Source organism: Nocardioides sp. (assembly GCF_047602075.1).
Lineage (GTDB): Bacteria > Actinomycetota > Actinomycetes > Propionibacteriales > Nocardioidaceae > Nocardioides.
Genome location: NZ_JASGIF010000001.1, coordinates 320,532 through 335,475, shown reverse-complemented (window position 1 = coordinate 335,475; position 14,944 = coordinate 320,532). Strand labels below are relative to the sequence as shown.

Here is a 14,944-nt window from a genome sequence, read left to right as displayed (position 1 = left end):
AGCGCGGAGATGCGCCTTCCCCAGCGGTCTCGTGCGGTGACGAACGATCGTCAAGTGACACATATGACGTTGTGTGCATCATTGTGACGCATGTGGCCCGGGAATGCCAGCGGTGTGACTCTCTCGGCTACCCGCGAGTGCAGGACCGTCAGTGCAGAGCAGAGCCCTGGCGGTAGTCGGCGAACGAGAGGTTCCAGTCGCCGTACCCGTTGGTCAACGTCATCCACCGATCGGTGCCGGTGTATTCAACGACGTCGCCCCGCTTGGACATGGCATAGAGCCAGCCGGCATTGGCCGTGGACATGCCGGTGCAGCCATGGCTGACGTTGGCGTAGCCCTGGGAGCCGACCGACCACGGTGCGGCGTGGATGAACTCACCGGAGTAGGTCACCCGCATGGCGTATTCGACGTCGTCGATGTCGTAGGCGTCGGCGCTGCCCTGGGGGATCCCGACGGTCTCGGAGTTCATCCGCTTGGTGCGGTACTTCTCGATGATCACCTTGGTGCCGGAGCGGGTGGTGAACCCGGGCTTGCCGGTGGTGATCGGGATGGTGCGCAGCAGCTTGCCGTTGGAGAAGACCTTCATCTGGTCGGTCTGGGCGTTGACCTGGTAGATGTTGGCCGCACCGACGTTGAACTCGACGTCGCGGTCCTCTTGGCCGTAGATCCCGTTGCCGGCCGGGACACTGTTGACGTCGACGTGCACGCTGACCTTGGTGCCGGCCTTCCAGTACTTCGCCGGGCGCCAGTGTGCCTCGTTGTCGCTGATCCAGCGCCACGAGCCGCGCTGGGCGGGCGTGCTGGTGACCGTCATGTGCTTCTCGAAGGCCGCCTTGTTGGTGACCGGCACATCGAAGGTCACGATCACCGGCATGCCGACGCCGACGGTCTCGCCCTGGAGCGGTGCCACCGATGGATAGGTCTGCTGGTCCAGGGTCAACGCCTCGCTGTGGAAGCGGGCGGTAGACCGGCGGACCTTGCCGTCGGCGTTGCGGGCCACGGTCTGGACGACATAGGCCTGGGCCGGCTCCAGCCGGCCGGTAGCCGACCAGGAGGTGTGGTCATTGGAGAGCTCGCCTGCCACCACCGACTTGCCGGAGCGCACGGAGACCCGCTGCAGCGTGCCGTGGTGGGCGCTGACCCGCACCATCTTCGAGACCGGCACCGCGGAGGCGGCCGCCCCGATGTTGGTGCTCACCCGCACCGGCGGCGCCGGATCCGGCGTGGCCGAGGAGCTGTCTCCCGAGCCGGCAGGCTCTGCCGAGCTCGTGGGAGTGCTCCCCTGGCAGGCCGACAACAACAGCGCGGCCCCGGTCACGCCGACCAGGCCGAGCACGGGCAGGCCGCGCCTCCCGAGCGCACGTCGCACCAGCGTCACGATGAGAGTCCCCCTTGGATGGTCACCGACCCCCCAGAGTACCGACCTCGGAGGCTCGCACCCAAGACGCCGCACCGGCACCGACGCCGGGTCACGCCGTCTGAGCCTGGAGTCAGGCTCAGTGAGCGTGCTCGCCGCGGTAGTACTCGAAGACGAAGCCGCTCAGCGCGACAACACCGAAGCCCGCACCGATGATGAACAGCCACCACGCATGCATCGCGACGGCGAAGACCATCACGCCGAGGCAGACCGAGCACCACAACGGCCACCAGGAATACGGCGGGAAGAAGCCCAGCTCACCCGCGCCATCGGCGATCTCGGCGTCCCTGGAGTCCTCCGGTCGGGCGTCCATCTTCCGCGCGTGGAAGCCGAGGTAGACGGTGATCATCAAGCACAGGAGCGTGGTCATCGCGAGGGCGGTGAAGCCGGTCCAGTCACCCTTGCCGTCGAGATAGCCGCCGTACGCGGTGGCGATCCAATAGATCGGCGTCACCAGGACGAAGAAGGCGGTCGTAGCGCCGAACACCCATGTCTCGGCCTTCACCGCTCGACCTCCTTGAGTTGGGAGTCCTCGTCGAGTTCCATCGCCGCGATCTCAGGATGGTGCAGGTCGAAGGCCGGCGACTCCGACCGGATCCGCGGGAGTGAGTGGAAGTTGTGCCGCGGCGGCGGGCAACTGGTCGCCCACTCCAGGGACCGACCCCAACCCCACGGGTCGTCGCTGTCGACCATGGGCGCCGAGCGTGCCGTCCGGTAGACGTTGTAGAGGAACGGCAGCATCGCGGCGGCCAGCACGAAGGCGCCGATCGTCGAGATCTGGTTGAGGGTGGTGAACCCGTCGGAGGGCAGATAGTCGGCGTACCGCCGCGGCATGCCCTCCACACCGAGCCAGTGCTGGATCAAGAAGGTGGTATGGAAGCCGACGAAGGTCAGCCAGAAGTGAATCTTGCCGAGCCGCTCGTCCAGCATCTTCCCGGTGAACTTCGGCCACCAGAAGTAGAAGCCGGCGAACATCGCGAACACCACCGTGCCGAAGACGGTGTAGTGGAAGTGCGCGACCACGAAGTAGCTGTCGGAGACGTGGAAGTCCAACGGTGGCGAGGCCAAGATCACGCCGGTCAGCCCACCGAAGAGGAATGTGGTCAAGAACCCGAAGGTCCACAACAGTGGGGTGTCCAGCGAGATCGACCCGCCCCACATCGTGCCTATCCAGTTGAAGAACTTCACACCGGTCGGCACTGCGATCAAGAACGTCATCCCCGAGAAGAAGTCCAGGTCCACGGCGCCGGTGACGAACATGTGGTGCGCCCACACCGCGACCGACAGCATCGCGATCAGCAGGGTCGCACCGACCAGACCGATGTAGCCGAAGATCGGCTTGCGACTGAACACCGGGATGACCTCGGTGACGATGCCGAAGAACGGCAGCGCGATGACGTAGACCTCGGGATGCCCGAAGAACCAGAACAGGTGCTGCCACAGGATCGGTCCGCCATGGGACGGGTCGAAGACGTGTGCCCCGAACTGTCGGTCGGCCTCCAGCGCCAGCAGTGCAGCGGCGAGGATCGGGAAGATGATCAGCACGAGCAGGCTGGTGACCAGCGTGTTCCAGGTGAAGATCGGCATCCGGAACATGGTCATGCCGGGTGCACGCATGCAGATGATCGTGGTGACGAAGTTGACCGCACCGAGGATCGTGCCCAGACCGGCCATCCATAGACCCATCACCCACAGGTCGCCGCCGGCTCCCGGTGACGCGATGCCGTCGCTGAGCGGCACGTAGGCGAACCAGCCGAAGCTGGCGGCGCCACCCCGGGTGAGGAAGCCCGAGGCGGTGATCAGTCCGCCGAACAGGTAGAGCCAGTAGCTCAGCATGTTGAGCCGCGGGAACGCGACGTCGGGGGCACCGATCTGCAGCGGCATGATCGCGTTGGCGAACCCGAAGAACAGGGGGGTCGCGAACATCAGCAACATGATCGTGCCGTGCATGGTGAAGAGCTGGTTGTAGACCTCGTCGGAGACGATCTGGTTGCCCGGGAAGGCCAGCTCGGAGCGCATCAGAAGCGCCATGATGCCGCCGACGATGAACCAGAGCACCGAGGTGGTGAGGTAGAGCTTGCCGATCAGCTTGTGATCGGTGGTGGTCATGATCCGCACGAGCTCCTTGCCCAGGGGCTTGCGAGCCTCCGTGACGCTGCTGGGCTGTGCTGCGGTGGCGGTCACTGGTCGGCCTCCTCGGATTCGCCGTTCTCGAGACCTGCCTGGGTGGTCGTGTGCTTGTTGCCGAGCAGTGGTTCCTCGGAGACCTTGCCCTTGGCGATCTGTTGCTGGAGGTACGCCTCGTAGTCGTCCTGCGAGACGACCTCGACGTTGAAGAGCATGCGCGAGTGGTAGGCGCCGCACAGCTCAGCGCACTTGCCCTGATAGGTGCCGATCCGGTCCGGGGTCACCTGGAACACGTTGACCCGGCCAGGAATGACGTCCTCCTTGTAGAGGAATCCGGTCACCCAGAAGGAGTGGATCACGTCGGGCGAGTGCAACTCGAACTGGATGGTCTGGTCGACCGGCAGCACCAGGGTCGGGATGTAGGACCCGTCGCCGCCCTCCCAGACGTTCCGCCCGTCGGTGCCGGGCTCGCCGGACCAGGAGCCGTCCGCCTCACGGTTGCCGGGGTAGTTGAACGTCCAGGACCACTGCTGCGCGGTGACGACGATGGTGTGGTCGGGGTCGGGGTCCAACTTCTTCAGGTCGTGCTGGAGACCCACCGTGTTGGCGAAGAAGACGATCACGATGATGACCGGCGCCACGGTGTAGAGGATCTCGAGGGGGAGGTTGTAGCGGGTCTGGACCGGGATGTCCTTGTCGCTGCGCCTGCGGTAGCGGACCACGACCCAGCCCATCAGGCCCCACATGAAGACGCCCACGATCATCGCGGCGACCCAGGACCAGCGCCAGAAGTAGAAGATCTGCCAGGCTTCCTCGGTCCCGGGCTCCGGCATCGCCAGCCGCTTCCACTCCTCAGTGGTCTCGGCCGAACATCCACTCAGGAGCAGGACACCTGCCACCAGCGTCAGCCCGATGCCCCAGCGCAGCAGGGGCGTGCCAACGCGCTTGGTGAGCCTTGCACTCACGAAAGGGGCCCTCTCTCTCGACGCCACGCTAGATCGAACACTAGCGGAAGACGACGGCCTTGCTGCGGCGGGGCACTCGCTGATCTCCCGGTCGAGTTCACCACCGGTCGGCGACCTCGGTGCCCGCCTGCTCGCCGTACTCCTTGGCGACCCGGACGGCGAACTCGTCCGGGGTGAAGTCGTAGTCCTGGGTGCCGACGGTCTCGAGGACGTACGCCGCCAGCACGCAGCCCACCTGGGCGGCCCGCTCGAGGCTCAGGTCTCGGGCCAAGGCACCGAGGAACCCGGCCCGGAAGGCGTCCCCGACACCGGTCGGCTCGACCGGCTCCACCCCCGTGACGGCGGGCAACTCGAAGTCGTCGATGTCACGGCCGCGCACCTGCACTCCACGGGCACCCAGCGTGGTCACCTGGATGCCGACTCGACCGAGGATGTCCTCGGTCGACCAGCCGGTCTTGGCCTCGATCATGTGCGATTCGTACTCGTTGGAGAACAGCAGAGCGGCGCCCTCGATCAGGTCACGGATCAGCTCACCGTCGCTGTAGGCCAGCTGCTGGCTGGTGTCGGCGATGAAGGGGTAGCCCCGCTGACGACACTCGTGGGTGTGCTGCCGCATCGCCTCGGGATCGTCGGCACCGATGAGGACGTACTCCGGCTCCCCGACCCGCTCCACGATCGGCGCCAGCTCGATCAGCCGGGCTTCAGTCATCGCACCGGCATAGAAGGTGGCGAACTGCGCCATCGCGGTGTCGGTGGTGCACATGAAGCGGGCGGTGTGCCGGGTCTCCGATATGTGCACGGAGGCACAGTCGACGTTGTGCCGCTCCAGCCAGGAGCGGTAGTCAGTGAAGTCCTCCCCCGCTGCCCCGACCAGCACCGAGCGTAGGCCCAACCGGCCCAGACCGAAGCACATGTTGGGAGCCACCCCACCTCGACGGATCTCCAGATCGTCGACCAGGAAGGACACCGACAGCTTGTCGAGCTGGTCGACGACGAGGGAGTCGGAGAACTTGCCGTTGAAGCTCATCAGGTGGTCGGTGGCGATGGAGCCGGCGATCAGCAGCGACATGACACCGAAGACTACTGAGCCGTAGCGCTAGGACTACCTCCGAGTAGTCACTAGCGTCGTGTTCATGGTCGTCTCCCCCGCCCGAGCAGTGCGGCCCGCCTCGCGGCTCTCCCACGCCGAACTCTCCAGTCCGACGGAGATGTACGCCGATTGCGAAGTCGTCGAGCAGCGGCTGAGCCGTCTCGCGCAGGCACCGTCGTTGCGCTACGAGGACTATCCGCGTGAGGTGCCGAAGCAGGAGATCAGGGTCAGCGACGCCGCGGCCCGGTTGGCCGCGGCCCTACACCTGCATCTGGACTGATCTGGATCAGCGGCCCGGATCAGTGGCCCGGATCAGTGGCCCGGGTTAGTGAAACGAGTCGCCGCAGGCGCAGGAGCCGGTGGCGTTGGGGTTGTCGATGGTGAAGCCCTGCTTCTCGATCGAGTCGACGAAGTCGATCATGGCGCCGTTGAGGTAGGGCACGCTCATCCGGTCCACCACGACCGCGACCCCGTCGAAGTCGCTCACGACGTCTCCGTCGAGGGTGCGCTCGTCGAAGAAGAGCTGGTAGCGCAGCCCGGAGCACCCACCCGGCTGCACCGAGATGCGCAACTGCAGGTCGTCGCGGCCCTCCTGGTCGAGGAGGCTCTTCACCTTCGCGGCTGCCACGCTGCTGAGGTTGATCTGGTCGCTGCGTCGCTCGAAGGTGGTGTCCACCTGCTCGGTCATCGTCTCTCCCGGTGCGTCGTGAGGCGCGGTGCTACCGCGGGTCGTCATCGGTCCAATGGTCGCACAGACCCCGAATATTCCCGATCCGATCGCTCGTGTGCTCACCGCGACCAGGTCCGCGCGGTCTGCTCCGCGAGCGCGGTGAGTGCGCCGGCCGCGTCGGACAGTGCGCGCTCCTCCCCCACCAGGTCGACCAGCGCGTACGCGGACTCGATGCCGAGGGTCCGCATCTCGCGGCTGCCGAGCAGCACCTGGCCGGCCAGCGCGATGCAGGGCCGGAGCGCCTCGCGCGCGACCTCCGCGACGCCGTACGGCACCTTGCCAGACCGGCTGGAGAAGTCGAAGGCGCCCTCACCGGTGATCACCAGATCGGCCGATCGGGCGCGATCCGGCAGCCCGAGGGCCTCGGCCACCAGCTCGACGCCCGACTGCCGGGTGGCGCCGAGCACCAGCAGGCCGTAGCCGATCCCACCCGCGGCTCCGGCGCCCGGCTCCAGGGCCACCCGACGGCCGACGACGTCCGCCCAGCCCTCGAGGACCAGATCCACCGCCGGCAGCCTGCCTTCGTCGAGGCCCTTCTGCGGACCGTAGATGCGAGCCGCACCGAAGAGGCCGGTGAGTGGATTGTCGACGTCGGTGGCGACGATCAGTTCGACCGCACCGGTGCGAGCGACCGCAGCGCCGAGGTCGACCTCGGTCACGCCGGCGAGCCCGGCCGGCCCGGCATCGAGCGGCACGTCGGCGGTGGCCCCGAGCGCGGCTAGCAGACCGGCGCCGCCGTCGGTGGTGCCCGAGCCGCCGAGGCCGACGACGACCCGCCGAGCCCCCGTCTCCAGGGCGCGGACGAGGAGCTCGCCGACGCCGAGGCTGGTGGACTCCTCGGGGCGCCTCCGGTCGGTGAGCTGGAGGCCGCACGCCTGAGCGCACTCGACGTAGACCGTGTCGCCGACGACCAGGAGGGTGGCCGGCACCGGTTCGCGGAACGGTCCCGAGACCGTGACGGCGTGCAGCGCACCGCCCAGCGCGGCATGCAGCACATCGACGAAGCCCGGGCCGCCGTCAGACATCGGCGCCAGGTCGAGCAGGTCGTCGGGCGCCTGTTGGTGCCAGCCCTCGGCGATCGCCTGGGCCGCTTCGACGGCAGTGAGTGTGCCGGCGAACTTGTCGGGGGAGATCAGGACGCGCATGGCTGCATCTTGCCCGCTCCCGGGCGGGTTCTGCTCACGAGGTCATACGATCGGGTCGCCATGGCGAGCGAAGGGTACGACGTCTTGATCAGGCCGATGACGGTCTGCGATGTCGACGCCGCCGAACGGCTCAGCTCGGCGGCCTATCTGGAGGTCGATCGGAGCAGCCTTCCGCGAAGCTGGGCCGAGCCGACCGGACGGACGCCGGATCGTGCCGAGAACTGGCGCGCCCGCACCCGGCATCTGCTCGGCACCGATCCTGGCGGCTGCTGGGTAGCCGACCGTGACGGCGACATCCTCGGCTTCGCCACCTCGCTGGTGCGTGAACAGCTGTGGGTCCTGTCGTCGTACGCCGTCACGCCGGCCCACCAGGGCGCGGGCATCGGGCGGCAGCTGCTGGCGGCCGCGGCGGAGCATGGCCGGGGCTGCCTGCGCGGGATGTTGAACGCCTCGCCGGACCCGCGTGCGCTGCGGCTCTACGCGGCGGCCGGCTTCGCCCTGCACCCCCAACTGCTGCTGTGGGGGCGGGTGCGCCGGGCCGACCTGCCGGTGGTCCGGCACGTGCGCGACGGCGGCGCCGACGACTTCGATCTGACGGACAGCCTCGACCGCGCCCGGCGCGGCGCCGGGCACGGCCCCGACCACGCCCTGCTGGCAGGCATGTTCCGACTGCTCGTCACCGACCGACCGGCCGCCTCCGGCTACGCCTACGTCGACGACCACGGTGGCGTCGTCACCCTGGCCGCCAGCCACCGCAAGGCGGCCCGGGCGCTGCTGTGGGAGGCGCTGGCGAGCTCCGACCCCGAGGTGCCGGTCGAGATCGGACACGTGTCGGCGGCCAACCAGTGGGCGATCGAGGTTGGCCTGGCGGCCCGGCTCGACGTCTACAACCGCGGCTTCTTGGCCCTGCGCCACCTCCGCGAGCCGGCGCCGTACCTTCCCCACCCGACCTTGCTCTGAGGTTCAGCCCCTCCAGACTCAGCCCGCCACACTCAGCCGTCTAATCCGGGGGCACCCCAGACCGCCAGCCACCGGGAGAGGTCCTGCTCCATCGGCAACTCGCCGGACAGCTGGTCGCGCACGGTGATCTCGAGCAGGTTGTCCCGGCGCTGCTCGCCCTGCGGCGCGAAGGCATAGAAGGTGCCCTGCTTGTAGAGGTAGACCAGGCCGAAGCGGCGCCCGGAGGAGTCCGCGAACGGCACCAGCGTGCAGAGCAGGCCGCCGTCGAAGCCCTGCTCGACCAGCGCGGTGTTCACGGCGTGCAGGTCGGTGCACAGCCCGGCGACATCGGTGGGGTCGTCGTGGACTGTCAGCCAGGTGTAGCCGTACTCGTCGGTGGTCACCGACACCTCGGGTGCCTGCGGATCGGCTCGGATCAACGCGATCACGTCGGTCTGCATCTGGTGGAACGCCTCCCCCGCCGCGGAGCGGAAGCACACCGAGCCGACCCCGGTCGGGCGGAAGCCCGCGGCGGTCTCCAGCGTGATGGCCGCGCTCGGGATCGCGAACAAGGAGTCGAGATTCGGCTTCTTGACCCGGCTCCGCCCGGTCACCGCCTCCCACAGGCCCATCCGAACGACTCAGTCGGCGGGTCGGCTGAGCTCGGCCTGGATCCGGGCCAGCTGCTCGAGGCGCTGCTCCAACGAGGGGTGCGTGGAGGTCAGCGTGCGCAGTGTGGCGCCGCTGATCGCGGGCGCGATGAAGAACGCGTTCATGGCGCTGGAGGCACGCAGGTCCTTCTGCGGGATGGTCGAGATCTCCCCCGAGATCTTCTGCAGCGCGGAGGCCAGCGCGGCCGGCTTCATGGTCAGGTAGGCGCCCGAGCGGTCGGCGCACAACTCGCGGTAGCGCGACAGCAGCCGAGTGAGGAAGAAGCTGACGGCATAGACGACCAGGGAGAGGCCGAGCACGATCAGGAACGCCGGCACGCCGCCGTTGTCGTTGCGCCTGCCCCCGATCGCGCCCCACTGTGCCCCGCGGCTGAGCATGCCGGCGATGATGCCCGCGGTGGACGCGATGGTCATCACCAGCACGTCTCGGTGCGCCACGTGCGACAGCTCGTGGGCCAGCACGCCTTCGAGCTCCTCGGCTGTCAGCATGCCCAAGATGCCGGTCGTGACACAGACGACCGCCCGGTCGGGGGACCGGCCGGTGGCGAAGGCGTTCGGCATGTCCAAGTCGGCGACCCCTACCCGAGGCTTGGGCATATCGGCGACCGCGCAGAGCCGGTCGATCATCGCGTGCAGCTCGGGTGCTTGCTCCGGGGTGACCTCACGGGCTCGCATCGCCTTCATGGCGAGCGTGTCAGAGGACCACCATTGGAAGAACGCGATGCCGATCCCGATCAGGCCGATGATCGGGGTGTACTGCACCGGCAGGACATACATCAAGGTCACCACGAGAGCCACGAACAAGCCCCCGAGCAAGAACATGACCGAGGTCATCCGGAGGGTCAGTCCGGTGTCCTTGATGAAGCGGGTGTGAGCCATCGCAGCTCAGTCCGATGCCGTGTGGGGATCGTTCACGCCTGCTCCTCCTCGGCCTGTTCCACCACGGCCGGCGCCGGCGCGGACTCGACCGGCGTCGCCTCGGCGGGCTCGTCAGCGGCCTCAAGGGCCTGCGGACTGGCCGCCCCCTTGAGTCTGGCCAGCTCGGCCTCGACGTCGGCCTGGGAGCTCATCTGCTCCAGCTCGCGACTGATGTCGTCACCTGCGTTGAGCGCGCTGACATCGTCCAAGGCGCCGGAGGCGATCAGCTCGTCGATCGCACCGGCACGTGCCTGCATCGCCGCCGTCTTGTCCTCGGCGCGCTGGATGGCCGCACCGACGTCGCCCATCTCGTCACCGATGCCCGACATCGCCTCGTTGATCCGGGTCTGTGCCTCCGCTGCGGTGTAGCTGGCCTTGATCGTCTCCTTGCGGGTGCGGAAGGCCTCGACCTTGGCCTGCAGCCGTTGCTGGGCCAAGGTGAGCTTCTCCTCCTCACCCTGCAACTGTGCCTGTTGGGTCTTCAGGTCGGCGATCTGGCTGGTCAGACCGGACTTGCGGGTCAGCGCCTCGCGGGCCAAGTCCTCGCGACCCATCTCGATGGACTTCTCGGCCTGTCCTTGCAGCTTGCTGGCCTGCTGCTCGAGCTGGCTGACCTGGATCTCGACGCGCTTGCGGCTGGTCGCGACGTCGGCAACGCCGCGGCGTACCTTCGTCAGCAACTCCTGCTGCCTGGCATAGCTGTAGTCCAGCGTCTCGCGTGGATCCTCGGCTCGGTCCAAGACCTTGTTGGCCTTGGACCGGAAGATCATGGTGAAGCGCTGCCAAAGACTCATCGGGTCTGGCCCCTTCTCGTGACTGGATCACCCCGCGGTGAGCTCTTCTCCACACCCTAGTCGAGACTTCCCAGACGGCCCGCGCCCGCGGATGCTGCGCGGGATCCCAGCCGGTAGGGTTGGTCACCTCCCGACAACGGGAGCGAGCCAGCCCAAGTCAGCATCGTCCCCGAGAAGCACGCAGAAGGTCGCCGTCCGTGTTCCGCCGCAGCAAGTCCGAGCCAGAGGTCCCCGAGACGCCCGCAAAGGAGGGCGGCAAGGGGCGGCCGACGCCGAAGCGACGTGATGCCGAGGCGGCCGCGAAGGCGCGGGCCAAGGTGCCGCGAACCCGCAAGGAGCAGGCTGCCGCCGAGCGCGCCGCGCGATCCGACGCCACTCAGAAGGCGCGCGCCGGCTTCCGTGCGGGCGATGACCGCTTCCTGCCCGCCCGCGACCGCGGCCCGATGAAGCGCTTCGTCCGCGACTTCGTCGACTCCCGCTTCCAGTTCATCCAGGTGATCTTGCCGGTGCTGCTGTTCGCCTTGGTGATCCCCTGGGTCAGCGGCGGCAACCCGACCGCCGTCTCCTTCGCCAACCTGCTCACCATCACCTCGGTGCTGCTGGTGATCTACGACGTCGTGATGCTGCGCCTCCGGTTGCGTCGCCAACTCACCGCCAGATTCCCCGGCCAGTCGACCAAGGGCACCACGTTGTACGCCATCATGCGGTCGATGCAGTTGAAGTTCAGCCGGATGCCCAAGCCACAGGTCAAGCTGGGCGAGGCCCTCCCCGACGTCTACCGCTGACGTGCCGACCGGAGATGAGCGTCCGGCCGCCGATCTGTCCGTGCGAGTCGCCTGGGCCGACGACGCGGCGGGCATCGCCCGCGTCCAGCTCGCGGTCTGGCACGCCGACCACGGGCTGGCCGACGATCCCGGGCTGACGGCTGCGCTCCCCTCCCTCGAGGAGGTCGCCGCAGCCTGGCACCGGTCGCTTCAGGCGCCAGGCGATGCACGCAACAGGGTGCTGGTGGCGCTCGAACAGAACATCGTGCAGGGCTTCGTCGTCTGCCAGCCGTCCGGCGACCCCGACTCCGATCCGGTAGCCGACGCCGAGATCAGCGAGCTGGCCGTCCTCGCCGAGCATCGTCACCGCGGCCACGGCTCACGTCTGCTGCAGGCAGCGGCCGACACCTTGCATGCCGACCGGTTCACCCGGGCGACCTTCTGGCTCACCACGGACGACGACGCGCTGCGCGCCTTTCTGACCGGTGCCGGGTGGGCGCCCGACGGAGCACATCGGACCCTCGACCTGGATGGCACCGGCACCACCTTGGTCAAGCAGGTGCGGCTGCACACCGCACTCGGCTAAGACAGCCTGGATCCGACGACCGGTTTACCCACCAAGTCAAGGGTTGATTTCTGCGCCTTCCGGAGCACGATGGAGAGATCACACCGATCCAGGTGTCAGGCGAAGGGGGTTCGAGCGATGTTCGGTCGGCTACCCAAGATCTACCGATGGCGGACAGCGGCAGTAGTGATGGTCCTCAGCATCCTCGCCGGCGGTTGGCTCGCCCGCGGCCTGCATCCCAGCGGGGCGAGCCTCGGAGTCCTCATCGGCGCCCTGGCCGGCCTCGCCCTGACCTACCTGGCCTTGCACCAGTTCCACTCCAGCCCCCGCCCGATCCGGATCCGGATCCGCGACTGACGCGCCACTAGAGTCCTCGGGTGGCTCTCTCTGACGCGCTGCCCCAGGCATGGCCGGAGGAGCGCAGGCGCATCGTCCGTGACTCGATCGCGGTCGGCGTCGCCACCGGAACCTACGGGGTGTCCTTCGGTGCGGTCTCGGTGGCGGCCGGGCTCTCGGGGCTGCAGACCTGCTTGTTGTCACTGGTGATGTTCACCGGCGCCTCGCAGTTCGCGCTGGTCGGGGTGCTGGCTGCCGGCGGGACGCCCGCTGCGGGCGCCGTCACCGCGTTGCTGTTGGGCACCCGCAACACGCTCTACGGGCTCCGGCTGGCTCCGCTCCTGGGCTGGACGGGATGGCGCAAGGCAACCGTCGCGCAGTTGGTGATCGACGAGTCGACGGCGATGTCGGTGACCCGCGACCATCGCGCCGCCGCACGGGTCGGCTTCCTGACCACCGGAGTGGCGGTCTTCGCCGGATGGAACGCAGCGACGGCGATCGGTGCCCTGGTCGGCAACACCATCGGCGATCCCCAGACCTACGGCCTGGACGCTGCGGTCGGCGCTGCGTTCTTGGCCCTGCTCTGGCCCCGCCTGAAGGACCGACGCAACCAAGTCGTCGCCGTGGGCGCGGTGGCGGTCGCGCTCGGCCTGGTGCCGGTGACCGTGGCAGGCGTGCCCGTTCTGGCGGCGGGCGGTGTGGCCCTGCTCGCCGGCGTACTCTCTCGGCGCCAAGACCCCACCGAGGTGCCATGGCCGGACGACGTCGGAGGCGGCCGATGACGCCATGGGGTGCGGTGATCGTCGGCAGCCTCGGCTGCTATCTGCTCAAGCTGGCCGGAGTCTCGGTGCCGTCGCGGGTCCTCGACCACCCGCTGATCGAGCGGGTCGCCGACCTGATCCCGGTCGCCCTCCTGGCCGCGCTGGTCGCCGTCCAGGTCTTCGCGGGGCAGGGACGGCTGGAACTGGACGCTCGAGCAGCCGGGTTGGCGTTCGCCGTCGTGGCGCTCCTCTTCCGGGCCCCGTTCCTCGTCGTGGTTTTCGGCGCCGCGGTGGTGGCCGGTCTGCTGCGGCTGTGGTGGGGCTGAGCCGTCAGGTACTAGAGATCCCAGCGTCCAAGAGATCCGGCCGCTAGAGATCCAGATAGTGCTCCAGGCCGACGGTCAGGCCGGGGTGGTCGGCGACCCGACGCAACCCGGTGAGCACGCCGGGCACGAAAGAGACCCGGTCGAGCGAGTCGTGTCGGATGGTCAACGTCTCCCCCGGCCCTCCGAGCAGCACCTCCTGGTGGGCCAGCAGGCCCCGCGCCCGGATGCTGTGGACGTGTACACCGGCCACCTCCGCACCACGCGCACCAACCAGGGCGCTGGTGGTGGCATCCGGCATCGGCTCCGCTGCCGCGGCTGCGCGGGCCTCCGCGATCAGCTCGGCGGTGCGTCGTGAGGTTCCCGAGGGTGCGTCCATCTTGTTCGGGTGATGCAGCTCGACGATCTCGACCGATTCGAAGTACGGCGCTGCGACGGCGGCGAATCGCATCATCAGCACAGCACCGATCGAGAAGTTCGGGGCGATCAGCACCCCGGTCGCCGGCGAGGAGGCCGACCATTCGCGCACCGTGGCGTAGCGGCCGTCGTCGAAGCCGGTGGTCCCGACCACACAGTGCAGGCCATGCCCGATGCAGAACTCCAGATTGTCCATCACGACATCGGGGCGGGTGAAGTCCACCACGGCTTCTGCGCCCGCGGACACCAGCCCGTCAAGCGGGTCACCGGCGTTCAGGGAGCAGACGAGCTCGAGGTCGGTGGCGGCCTCAACCCCCGCACACACCACGCTGCCGACCCGTCCGAGCGCGCCGAGGACACCGACCTTGAGCGGAGAACCCATGCCCCGCAGCGTAGTCGGAGAATCGACGCGTGCCGTGCCGGTCGCTGACTCAGGGCCGAGGAGGTGGCACTCTTGGGTCCATGCCACGACAGCCGATTCCGCCCCGGATCAAGTGGGCCGTCGACGTGATGGACGTGCGACCGGATGACCACATCCTCGAGATCGGCTGCGGGCCGGGTGCCGGTGCGGAGCTGATCTGCTCGCGCCTGGAGACCGGCAAGCTGTTCGCCATCGACCGGTCCGAGTCTGGCGTCGACCGCACCCGTCGACGCAATCAGGCCTTCATCGATGCGGGCCGGCTTACGGTCAGGCAGATCGATCTGGCCACGTTGCGTGTGCCGGTGAAGCGGCTGACCAAGGTGTTCGCATTCAACGTCAACCTCTTCTGGGTGCGCGCCTGCGCCGACGAGATCGCGCTGCTGCACCAGCGGGTCGTGCCCGGCGGTGCCGTGTTCTTGTTCTACGAGTCGAACCCACCCGAGCTGGTGCCCAACATCGTCACCAAGGCGTCCCAGGCGCTCACCGAGGGCGGCTTCCGAGTCTCGGTGGTCGAGCAGAAGGCGCCCCCGGTGATCGGGCTGATCGGCCGTCGCTAACGAC

General features: G+C 68.3%; 19 protein-coding genes. 8 read left to right on the top strand and 11 right to left on the bottom strand.

Features of this window, described 5'->3' with window-relative positions; genetic code table 11:
- Positions 1 to 148: 148 nt before the first annotated feature.
- The 5 genes from QM714_RS01790 to QM714_RS01770 all read right to left on the bottom strand — a co-directional run bounded on the left by QM714_RS01790 (position 149) and on the right by QM714_RS01770 (position 5,578).
- The gene (locus QM714_RS01790) at positions 149 to 1,378 is read right to left on the bottom strand and encodes a L,D-transpeptidase (RefSeq protein WP_415097029.1); all 1,230 of its coding nucleotides are present in this window, start codon (positions 1,376 to 1,378) and stop codon (positions 149 to 151) included.
- Positions 1,379 to 1,496: 118 nt separating this feature from the next.
- Complete coding sequence (locus QM714_RS01785) at positions 1,497 to 1,922, bottom strand: cytochrome c oxidase subunit 4 (protein ID WP_415097027.1); 426 nt, start codon at positions 1,920 to 1,922, stop codon at positions 1,497 to 1,499.
- Entirely contained in the window at positions 1,919 to 3,601 is a 1,683-nt protein-coding gene (ctaD, locus tag QM714_RS01780) for a cytochrome c oxidase subunit I (RefSeq protein WP_415097025.1), read from the bottom strand. Before ctaD ends, QM714_RS01785 begins: the two co-directional genes overlap by 4 nt.
- Positions 3,598 to 4,509: a cytochrome c oxidase subunit II gene (coxB, locus tag QM714_RS01775; protein WP_415097023.1), complete on the bottom strand. Its 912-nt coding sequence runs from the start codon at positions 4,507 to 4,509 to the stop codon at positions 3,598 to 3,600. The genes ctaD and coxB overlap by 4 nt, the downstream gene beginning before the upstream one ends.
- 97 nt (positions 4,510 to 4,606) lie before the next feature.
- Positions 4,607 to 5,578: a carbohydrate kinase family protein gene (locus QM714_RS01770; protein WP_415097021.1), complete on the bottom strand. Its 972-nt coding sequence runs from the start codon at positions 5,576 to 5,578 to the stop codon at positions 4,607 to 4,609.
- Between the two features lie 64 nt (positions 5,579 to 5,642).
- On the opposite strand from QM714_RS01770, the gene QM714_RS01765 reads away from it, so the two are divergent.
- The gene (locus QM714_RS01765; protein WP_415097019.1) at positions 5,643 to 5,879 is read left to right on the top strand and encodes a hypothetical protein; all 237 of its coding nucleotides are present in this window, start codon (positions 5,643 to 5,645) and stop codon (positions 5,877 to 5,879) included.
- Positions 5,880 to 5,924: 45 nt separating this feature from the next.
- On the opposite strand, the gene erpA is transcribed toward QM714_RS01765, so the two are convergent.
- Both erpA and QM714_RS01755 read right to left on the bottom strand, forming a co-directional pair.
- On the bottom strand, positions 5,925 to 6,287 hold the full coding sequence (gene erpA / locus QM714_RS01760) for an iron-sulfur cluster insertion protein ErpA (RefSeq protein WP_415100939.1): 363 nt from the start codon (positions 6,285 to 6,287) through the stop codon (positions 5,925 to 5,927).
- A 101-nt stretch (positions 6,288 to 6,388) separates the two neighbouring features.
- Complete coding sequence (locus QM714_RS01755; protein WP_415097017.1) at positions 6,389 to 7,474, bottom strand: glycerate kinase; 1,086 nt, start codon at positions 7,472 to 7,474, stop codon at positions 6,389 to 6,391.
- A 60-nt stretch (positions 7,475 to 7,534) separates the two neighbouring features.
- Here QM714_RS01755 and QM714_RS01750 point away from each other — a divergent pair, with 60 nt between their 5' ends.
- The gene (locus QM714_RS01750; RefSeq protein WP_415097015.1) at positions 7,535 to 8,434 is read left to right on the top strand and encodes a GNAT family N-acetyltransferase; all 900 of its coding nucleotides are present in this window, start codon (positions 7,535 to 7,537) and stop codon (positions 8,432 to 8,434) included.
- A gap of 32 nt (positions 8,435 to 8,466) precedes the next feature.
- Here QM714_RS01750 and pspAB read toward each other — a convergent pair whose 3' ends face one another.
- From pspAB to QM714_RS01735, 3 genes are read right to left on the bottom strand one after another with little or no spacing between them, the layout of a single operon-like run.
- Positions 8,467 to 9,045, bottom strand: coding sequence for a PspA-associated protein PspAB (gene pspAB, locus QM714_RS01745; protein ID WP_415097013.1), 579 nt, complete (start codon positions 9,043 to 9,045; stop codon positions 8,467 to 8,469).
- 9 nt (positions 9,046 to 9,054) lie between these two features.
- Entirely contained in the window at positions 9,055 to 9,963 is a 909-nt protein-coding gene (htpX, locus tag QM714_RS01740; protein WP_415097011.1) for a zinc metalloprotease HtpX, read from the bottom strand.
- 32 nt (positions 9,964 to 9,995) lie between these two features.
- On the bottom strand, positions 9,996 to 10,796 hold the full coding sequence (locus tag QM714_RS01735; protein WP_415097009.1) for a PspA/IM30 family protein: 801 nt from the start codon (positions 10,794 to 10,796) through the stop codon (positions 9,996 to 9,998).
- A 197-nt stretch (positions 10,797 to 10,993) separates the two neighbouring features.
- On the opposite strand from QM714_RS01735, the gene QM714_RS01730 reads away from it, so the two are divergent.
- From QM714_RS01730 to QM714_RS01710, 5 genes are all read left to right on the top strand, one after another.
- On the top strand, positions 10,994 to 11,581 hold the full coding sequence (locus QM714_RS01730) for a DUF3043 domain-containing protein (protein WP_415097007.1): 588 nt from the start codon (positions 10,994 to 10,996) through the stop codon (positions 11,579 to 11,581).
- 1 nt (position 11,582) lies between these two features.
- Complete coding sequence (locus QM714_RS01725; RefSeq protein ID WP_415097005.1) at positions 11,583 to 12,146, top strand: GNAT family N-acetyltransferase; 564 nt, start codon at positions 11,583 to 11,585, stop codon at positions 12,144 to 12,146.
- 168 nt (positions 12,147 to 12,314) lie between these two features.
- Positions 12,315 to 12,482 carry a hypothetical protein gene (locus QM714_RS01720; protein WP_415097003.1) on the top strand — a complete coding sequence of 56 codons (168 nt, stop codon included), beginning with the start codon at positions 12,315 to 12,317 and terminating at the stop codon, positions 12,480 to 12,482.
- A 20-nt stretch (positions 12,483 to 12,502) separates the two neighbouring features.
- The gene (locus QM714_RS01715) at positions 12,503 to 13,243 is read left to right on the top strand and encodes an AzlC family ABC transporter permease (protein WP_415097001.1); all 741 of its coding nucleotides are present in this window, start codon (positions 12,503 to 12,505) and stop codon (positions 13,241 to 13,243) included.
- Positions 13,240 to 13,548 carry an AzlD domain-containing protein gene (locus tag QM714_RS01710; protein ID WP_415096999.1) on the top strand — a complete coding sequence of 103 codons (309 nt, stop codon included), beginning with the start codon at positions 13,240 to 13,242 and terminating at the stop codon, positions 13,546 to 13,548. The genes QM714_RS01715 and QM714_RS01710 overlap by 4 nt, the downstream gene beginning before the upstream one ends.
- A gap of 43 nt (positions 13,549 to 13,591) precedes the next feature.
- Here QM714_RS01710 and dapB read toward each other — a convergent pair whose 3' ends face one another.
- Entirely contained in the window at positions 13,592 to 14,344 is a 753-nt protein-coding gene (gene dapB, locus QM714_RS01705; RefSeq protein WP_415096997.1) for a 4-hydroxy-tetrahydrodipicolinate reductase, read from the bottom strand.
- 80 nt (positions 14,345 to 14,424) lie between these two features.
- Between dapB and QM714_RS01700 the strand changes: the two genes are divergently transcribed.
- A complete protein-coding gene (locus QM714_RS01700) occupies positions 14,425 to 14,940 on the top strand; it encodes a class I SAM-dependent methyltransferase (protein ID WP_415096995.1) in 516 nt (171 codons plus the stop codon).
- Positions 14,941 to 14,944 lie beyond the last annotated feature (4 nt).

Excerpts from the sequence above, each read along its gene's own strand:
- QM714_RS01765 (WP_415097019.1), top strand. The coding sequence starts at position 5,643 with ATGGTCGTCTCCCCCGCCCGAGCAGTGCGGCCCGCCTCGCGGCTCTCC.
- pspAB (WP_415097013.1), bottom strand. The coding sequence starts at position 9,045 with ATGGGCCTGTGGGAGGCGGTGACCGGGCGGAGCCGGGTCAAGAAGCCG.
- htpX (WP_415097011.1), bottom strand. The coding sequence starts at position 9,963 with ATGGCTCACACCCGCTTCATCAAGGACACCGGACTGACCCTCCGGATG.
- QM714_RS01710 (WP_415096999.1), top strand. The coding sequence starts at position 13,240 with ATGACGCCATGGGGTGCGGTGATCGTCGGCAGCCTCGGCTGCTATCTG.
- QM714_RS01700 (WP_415096995.1), top strand. The coding sequence starts at position 14,425 with ATGCCACGACAGCCGATTCCGCCCCGGATCAAGTGGGCCGTCGACGTG.
- QM714_RS01770 (WP_415097021.1), bottom strand. The coding sequence starts at position 5,578 with ATGTCGCTGCTGATCGCCGGCTCCATCGCCACCGACCACCTGATGAGC.
- QM714_RS01720 (WP_415097003.1), top strand. The coding sequence starts at position 12,315 with ATGGTCCTCAGCATCCTCGCCGGCGGTTGGCTCGCCCGCGGCCTGCAT.
- dapB (WP_415096997.1), bottom strand. The coding sequence starts at position 14,344 with ATGGGTTCTCCGCTCAAGGTCGGTGTCCTCGGCGCGCTCGGACGGGTC.
- QM714_RS01735 (WP_415097009.1), bottom strand. The coding sequence starts at position 10,796 with ATGAGTCTTTGGCAGCGCTTCACCATGATCTTCCGGTCCAAGGCCAAC.
- erpA (WP_415100939.1), bottom strand. The coding sequence starts at position 6,287 with ATGACCGAGCAGGTGGACACCACCTTCGAGCGACGCAGCGACCAGATC.
- QM714_RS01750 (WP_415097015.1), top strand. The coding sequence starts at position 7,535 with ATGGCGAGCGAAGGGTACGACGTCTTGATCAGGCCGATGACGGTCTGC.
- QM714_RS01755 (WP_415097017.1), bottom strand. The coding sequence starts at position 7,474 with ATGCGCGTCCTGATCTCCCCCGACAAGTTCGCCGGCACACTCACTGCC.